Annotated in this window: 6 protein-coding genes; 3 read left to right on the top strand and 3 right to left on the bottom strand. The window is 44.4% G+C overall.

Going from position 1 to position 6804, the window contains the following annotated elements; translation table 11 throughout:
- Nucleotides 1–120: 120 nt before the first annotated feature.
- Nucleotides 121–810: a lecithin retinol acyltransferase family protein gene (locus tag H6G48_RS11650; RefSeq protein WP_190721830.1), complete on the bottom strand. Its 690-nt coding sequence runs from the start codon at nt 808–810 to the stop codon at nt 121–123.
- A 301-nt stretch (nt 811–1111) separates the two neighbouring features.
- Here H6G48_RS11650 and H6G48_RS11645 point away from each other — a divergent pair, with 301 nt between their 5' ends.
- Nucleotides 1112–1345 carry a hypothetical protein gene (locus tag H6G48_RS11645; protein ID WP_002771307.1) on the top strand — a complete coding sequence of 78 codons (234 nt, stop codon included), beginning with the start codon at nt 1112–1114 and terminating at the stop codon, nt 1343–1345.
- A gap of 22 nt (nt 1346–1367) precedes the next feature.
- Nucleotides 1368–1862 (top strand): phosphoribosyltransferase, encoded by a 495-nt coding sequence (locus H6G48_RS11640; RefSeq protein WP_039899628.1) that lies wholly within the window; start codon nt 1368–1370, stop codon nt 1860–1862.
- An 82-nt stretch (nt 1863–1944) separates the two neighbouring features.
- Here the strand turns inward: H6G48_RS11640 and cydB are convergent, their stop codons facing one another.
- Both cydB and H6G48_RS11630 read right to left on the bottom strand, forming a co-directional pair.
- A complete protein-coding gene (gene cydB / locus H6G48_RS11635; protein WP_002753098.1) occupies nt 1945–2958 on the bottom strand; it encodes a cytochrome d ubiquinol oxidase subunit II in 1014 nt (337 codons plus the stop codon).
- 8 nt (nt 2959–2966) lie between these two features.
- Nucleotides 2967–4394, bottom strand: a complete 1428-nt coding sequence (locus tag H6G48_RS11630; protein ID WP_190721829.1) for a cytochrome ubiquinol oxidase subunit I — start codon at nt 4392–4394, stop codon at nt 2967–2969.
- Between the two features lie 328 nt (nt 4395–4722).
- Between H6G48_RS11630 and mnmG the strand changes: the two genes are divergently transcribed.
- Nucleotides 4723–6630, top strand: a complete 1908-nt coding sequence (gene mnmG / locus H6G48_RS11625) for a tRNA uridine-5-carboxymethylaminomethyl(34) synthesis enzyme MnmG (protein WP_190721827.1) — start codon at nt 4723–4725, stop codon at nt 6628–6630.
- The last annotated feature ends 174 nt before the right edge of the window (nt 6631–6804 follow it).

Raw genomic sequence — 6804 nt, 5'->3', positions numbered from 1 at the left:
ATCCAATAAACGCTTGGGGAGAGAATACCTCTACTTTTTCAGAAGCAATTCTGTCTAAGCAAGTAATCTCTGTGAACCAAGAATCCCCGTCTCTTTAGAGCGGGGAGTGTCAAATCCAGACTAACCGTTAGCAATCACCAGACTTTTAAGAACATTTTCGGTCATGGCCGCTAGTTGATCCAATTGTTCCTGATGGCGTTTTGCCTGTTTTTTGGCTTCTACCTTGCGTTTCAGGGCTTCCCGGGCTAAATCATCGCGATTTCTGCTTAAAGCTTCCATCGCTACTCGATTCCATGTTTCTGCTTCTTGAATGGCTTTTTTGTACTGGGGTTGAATTTCATCCCAACTCACCTTAAGATTGCTTAAAGCCCCTTTTAACAGGGTTTGGGCATTGTTGGGGTCGGCTCCGATGAGGGATTTTTTCAGAGGTTCGTAGAGTCCCACCGCTTGTAAATGGGTAATAATCGGGATAAATTCTTCTATCTGTTGACTTTTGCTAATACCGGTCTTACACCAAGTGGCAAAATGTTCGCAGTTGTTAAAAAGAAGATTATATTTCTGCTCCCCCAGACGACTTAGCGCCCTTTCTACCACCACATCGGGGATAAAGGAAAATCCCACCTCTACATGGCGCACCAGATGGATTTTACCACCCCTAGCAAAGGTTTCTAGGGAAGTTCGTTCGACAATTTCGCTCGGTTTTCGGTAATGAATGACGCTACCATCACCGCAATCGATGCCATGATGGGCATAAACACCCTGAAGATTGAGCAATTCCCGATAGGCGTATATTTGATCCCCTTTAGCCATATTTTTTTAGTGATAAAGTAAACAAGGAGATTGTCTATTGAGTCAGTTTTTCTGGTTATTAATCTTCGTTTTCATGAAAATATTCCCGATCGCGATTTGTCAAAACCTATTATAGCATTTATCTTAATGATGAGGTACAAAGTTTTCCTTTGGGGGAGTCGGTCGTCAATACCAAATTAGGTTACACTTCATCTTTATGGGAAACGCTGTAAAAATTATCGAAGCAGAAATTGAGAACTATAGCCTAAACACCAGCGATTCAAGCCCCTTTTTGACTGTTAACCCCCTTAACCCAGAGATTATGGATGCTTTTAGTCCCTTTCCCCCTGACTGGACAGAGAATGCTGTTCACGCCTACAATTTTTGTTGTCCTTACTGTGGGGCAAAAGCTAAAGAAGCTCAGGCCGTTTGGATCAATCGCCGCGCTCCCGTTTTAGGAGAAGATTCTCGACGTAAATGGCAGGAATTCTATCATTGTCAATGCGATCGAGTTTGGTGGGCCTGGAGTAGTGATCGACCTGCCGAAAATAAGTAATTCTGAATCGGGAATGGAAAATATGGCCGATGTTTATGTTTCTTGGGATGAATACCATCGTCTGATCGAAAAATTAGCAGTAAAAATCGATCATTCTGGTTGGCAATTTGCTCAGATTGTCTGTTTAGCTAAGGGAGGATTGCGCGTCGGTGACATTCTCTGTCGTCTTTTTCGTCAACCCCTAGCCATTCTCTACGCTGCTTCCTACGGGGGGCAAAATCATCAAATTCGGGGAGAATTAACTATTTCCTCGAATTTAGCTATGATCGAAGCCAAATTAAAGAGTCCCTTGTTATTAGTGGATGATTTAGTCGATTCGGGAATCACTCTCCAAAAAACCTCGATTTTATTGCAGGAAAAATACGGGATTACCAATATCAAAACTGCGGTGATCTGGTACAAAGCGGCATCAAGAATCAAACCTGACTATTATGTGGAATATTACCCCGATAATCCTTGGATTCATCAACCCTTCGAGCGTTACGAGTTAATTACACCCAAAGACCTCCTAGAATAAATTCAGTTTAGCATCAGCGGTAGAGAGTTTCCCCTTAAAAATACCACCAAAGAAGATTCATATCTGAAATCGGCAACGCCATCTATTCTCCGTAGGATTCAGCAGTAATTTTACCCCGAAAAACGATGTAATTATAAACTGTATAAGCTAGTAAAATTGGGATTAAAAAACCCACAAAAGTCAGCATAAACACCAAAGAACTAGGGGCGGCCGCCGCTTGATAAATTGTCACTGACGGGGGAATAATATCGGGGAAAATCAACAATCCCAAACCGATAAAAGAGAGCATAAACAGCAATACTGTCCAGACCATGGGGGTGTTTTCTTCTTTTAGTTGCAAACTCCGCAGTAATAAACCCAGTAAGACCACAGCTAGAATCGGGATGAGGATAAAGATGTAAATTAGTCGAGGGTCAAATAAACGCTGACGGATATGGTCAGAAAGCAGCGGCGTACTGATGGTGATAAAGACAGCACCGATAAAAGTGGTAATAGCGGCAATTTTTGCCGTTTTATAGTGAACTTCCTGTAAATTACCCGTAGTTTTCAGAATTAGGTAAGTGGAACCCACTAAAACATAAGCTTGGATTAAAGTTAAAGAAACTAGAATCGATCGCCATGTTAACCAATCAAAGGGGCCGCCGGCAAAATGACCCAATTCATCCACTTTAATGCCCTCAAAAACCGCACCGAGGGCGAATCCTTGCCCCAAAGCGGCCAAAAAACTGCCGAGTCCGAAGGCATAATTCCAGAACAACTTGCGACGAGAATGTTCACGAAACTCGAAGGAAACAGCCCGAAATAACAGCCCCACCACCATAATCACTGCCGGCAGGTATAAAGCGTTTAAAATTGTCCCGTAAGCTAGGGGAAACGCCCCAAACAGGGAACCACCCATCAAGACAATCCAAGTTTCGTTAGCATCCCAAACATTGCCCAAACTGGTCATTAAAATACTGCGACGCTTCTCGGAGGAGGAAGTCAGGGAAAGAATTCCCACCCCCAAGTCAAAACCATCGAGAAGGACGTAGAGAAACAGGAATAAACCCAGAATAAAAAACCAAATTTGTGGCAAAAAATACTGTAACGGTTCCATAGTTCCTCCTATTGTTGCGCTTCTAGGGAACGAGGATTTAGTTCGGGTGAGGTCACTTTTTCCTCTTGAGTCCCCGGCAGTGGTAAGTTAAGATTGGGTCCCTGACGGATAATAAGACTGCCAAAATAGAGAGCAGAAACCAAGAAAACGACATAAATCGCCGTAATTCCGATTAAAGAGGTTAAAATCTCGCCTGCGGGCAGTTTAGAAGCAGCATCCACTGTCCGGATTTGATTGTAAACTGTCCAGGGTTGACGACCGACACAACGGACAATCCAACCGGTTTCAACCGCAAGATAACCCAGAGGGGCTGCAAAAACCCAAGCGCGCAGTAACCATTTTTGACTGTCGATTTTTTCGTTACTCAGTTGACCGCGCAGCCATTGCCCGACAGTTACAGCCATTAAAGACGCGAGAAAAAGACCGATAGCGACCATAATCCGGAAGGAATAATAGATTAGCCCCACCATGTGCGGTCTGTCTTCGTATTTCCACGTTTTTAAGCCGAGAACAGGTTCCGATAACTTGGGTTTTAATTCCAAAAGATAACCCAAAGCATTAGGAATCTTCACTTCCCAGCTATTTGTCTCCGCTTTATCCTTGGGTAAAGCAACCAAACTCCAACCGGCAGTTTCTCCCGCAGGAATGGTTTCCCATTGCGCTTCCATGGCGGCTAATTTAGCCGGTTGATAGTGATACACTTGTTCGGCACTAAGATGACCGACAAAAATTTGCAAGGGGGCGATAACAATCGCTAGAGTAAGAACAATTTTGAGAGAACGACTAAAAAAGCTAATGTGACGTTTATTGAGCAAATACCAAGCACTAATACCACCAATGACGAATAAAGAAGTTTCCAGAGTAGCGAAAAACATATGCAGGAAACTATTAACCATGAAGGGATTGAGAATCGCTTGTAGGTAATCCTGAACGATAAATTTACCATCCACGAAAATGCCGCCGGCGGGGGTTTGCAGCCAAGAATTAGCGGTTAAAATCCAGAAAGTGGAAAGATTAGCCCCGAAAGCGACGAGAATTGTCGCTAGGAAGTGAATTAACGGGGGAACTCGTCCCCAACCAAACAACATAATTCCCAGAAAACTAGCCTCTAGCATAAAGGCCATGGTTCCCTCGAAACCGAGGATAGTTCCGAAAAAGTCCCCCACCGCTTCCGAAAAAGGCGCCCAATTCATGCCAAACTGGAAGGCCATGGGTAAACCAGAAGCAACTCCAATGCCGAAATTGAGAATGTAGAGTTTTGACCAGAAGCGAGCGTGATGATAGTAGTCAGGATTGCGGGTTTTTAGCCATAATCCTTCGACAATGACTAGATAAATGCCCATACCAGTGGTTAACACCGGCCAAAGCATATGGAAAATAGCGGTGATGGCGAATTGTATCCGCGACAAAGCGACGGGATTGGCAAGTAAATCCATGATTATAATCTTTAAACGATCGTGAAGATAAGTAGGTGGGTGGAATTAAATATAAGATGAACGTAGGTTGGGTTGAAGCATGAAACCCAACGCCCGATTATGTTACGCTACCGCTAACCCATCCTACAAATAATTGTGCCTCCCTACTTATGATAAGCACCTATAATACTTAGCCAGTAATGCCCTGAAAAGGCAAGGGTAAATAGGGATTATACAGATTGTTTTTAGATTTATGCGTTAGCTAGTATTCTTGTATTATATTTGAGGGAAAACTCAGAAAAATTGCTAGAATATTAGCCTGATTAATTAATTTTCCCCTCGCTCGACTATGACTTTCTCCTCAGCCGCAGACTTTCAAGATGAATTTGATGTCATCGTCGTCGGGGCGGGCCATTCCGGCTGTGAAGCGGCCCTAGCTTGCGCCCGTCTCGGTTGTCGTACCCTTCTCCTCACCCTTAATCTCGATAAAATCGCTTGGCAACCCTGTAACCCCGCCGTCGGTGGTCCGGCTAAATCCCAATTAACCCACGAAGTGGACGCTTTGGGCGGCGAAATTGGCAAAATGGCCGACCGCACCTATCTGCAAAAACGGGTTCTTAATGCCTCTCGCGGACCGGCAGTCTGGGCCCTACGGGCCCAAACCGATAAACGGGAATACGCGGCGGTGATGAAAGGTATCGTCGAAACCCAGGCAAATCTGGTTATTCGGGAAGCCATGGCCACAGACCTGATTTTAGGGGCAAATGAGCAAGTTTTAGGGGTAGAAACCTATTTCGGCACTTGTTTCTCCGCTAAAGCCGTCATTTTAACCACTGGCACTTTTTTAGGCGGCAAAATCTGGATCGGCGGCAAGTCTATGGCAGCCGGACGGGCGGGCGAATTTGCGGCGGTGGGTTTAACAGAAACCCTAAATCGTCTCGGATTCGAGACTGGTCGCCTAAAAACTGGCACTCCTGCCCGTGTGGATAAGCGTTCGGTGGATTACTCCCGCATGGAACCGCAACCGCCCGATGACGAGGTGCGTTGGTTTAGTTTTGATCCGGAGGTGTGGATCGAACGAGAACAAATGAACTGTCATCTCACCCGCACCACGGCGGCAACTCATCAATTAATCAGAGATAATTTACATTTATCCCCCATTTATGGCGGTTTTATTGACTCCAAAGGTCCGCGTTATTGTCCTAGTATTGAGGACAAAATCGTCCGTTTTGCCGATAAAGAAAGTCATCAAATTTTTATCGAACCGGAAGGGCGCGATATTCCCGAACTTTATATCCAAGGCTTTTCAACGGGACTGCCGGAAAATGTTCAATTAGCAATGCTGCGGACTTTACCCGGTTTAGAAAACTGTGTGATGTTGCGTGCTGCCTATGCAGTGGAATACGATTATTTACCGGCAACCCAGTGTTATCCAACCCTGATGACGAAAAAGATTGAGGGGTTATTTTGTGCGGGACAAATTAACGGGACAACCGGTTATGAAGAAGCGGCAGCCCAGGGACTGGTGGCGGGGATTAATGCGGCCCGGTTTGCTTTAGGAAAAGAGTTAATTGTTTTTCCCCGGGAGGAAAGTTATCTAGGAACTTTGGTCGATGATTTGTGTACCAAGGATCTGCGGGAACCCTATCGAATGTTAACCAGTCGTTCTGAATATCGCTTAGTATTGCGATCGGATAATGCCGATCAAAGATTAACACCTTTAGGGCGAGAAATTGGTTTAATTGATAACCGGCGTTGGCAATTATTCCAGAGCAAACAAGCTAATATTATCGCTGAAAAAGAACGCCTACACGAAACGAGAATTAAAGAACGGGATGAGGTGGCAATCGCCATCGTTAAGGATACGGAACAAAAAATCAAAGGTTCTCTCTCTTTAGCGGATTTACTGCGTCGTCCTAGCTTGCATTATCTCGATCTCGATCGCTATGGTTTAGGTAATCCCGATTTAAATTTAGCCGAAAGAGAAGGGGTAGAAATTGAGATTAAATATTCCGGTTATCTGAAACGACAACAAAATCAAATTGACCAAATTAGTCGCCACAGTAACCGTCATTTATCCCCCGATATTGACTACATGAAAATTGAAACTTTGTCAATGGAATCGCGGGAAAAATTAACAAAAATTAAACCCGCCACCATCGGTCAAGCCTCGCGAATTGGCGGAGTCAATCCTGCTGATATTAACGCTTTATTAGTATATTTAGAAATGCGGCAGATGTCGGCAGTTAAAAGTTAGGAAATAATCTCGATTTTAAGCGATCAAGAGTTATCATCGGCTGCTTAATTAGGGTTTGCTGAATAAATGTGAAATGTAGGCAAGGTAAGGGTTTTGTGGCTTTACGAGCGAAACAGGTGCAAGATTTTGAGAGAATCATGCTTCAAAACCTTGCGTCTTCATCGGCCCGCCTCC

Origin of the sequence: Microcystis flos-aquae FACHB-1344 (assembly GCF_014698375.1) — a bacterium.
In the GTDB taxonomy this organism is placed as follows: Bacteria; Cyanobacteriota; Cyanobacteriia; order Cyanobacteriales; family Microcystaceae; genus Microcystis; species Microcystis aeruginosa.
This window is presented reverse-complemented; position numbering and strand designations above follow the sequence as displayed.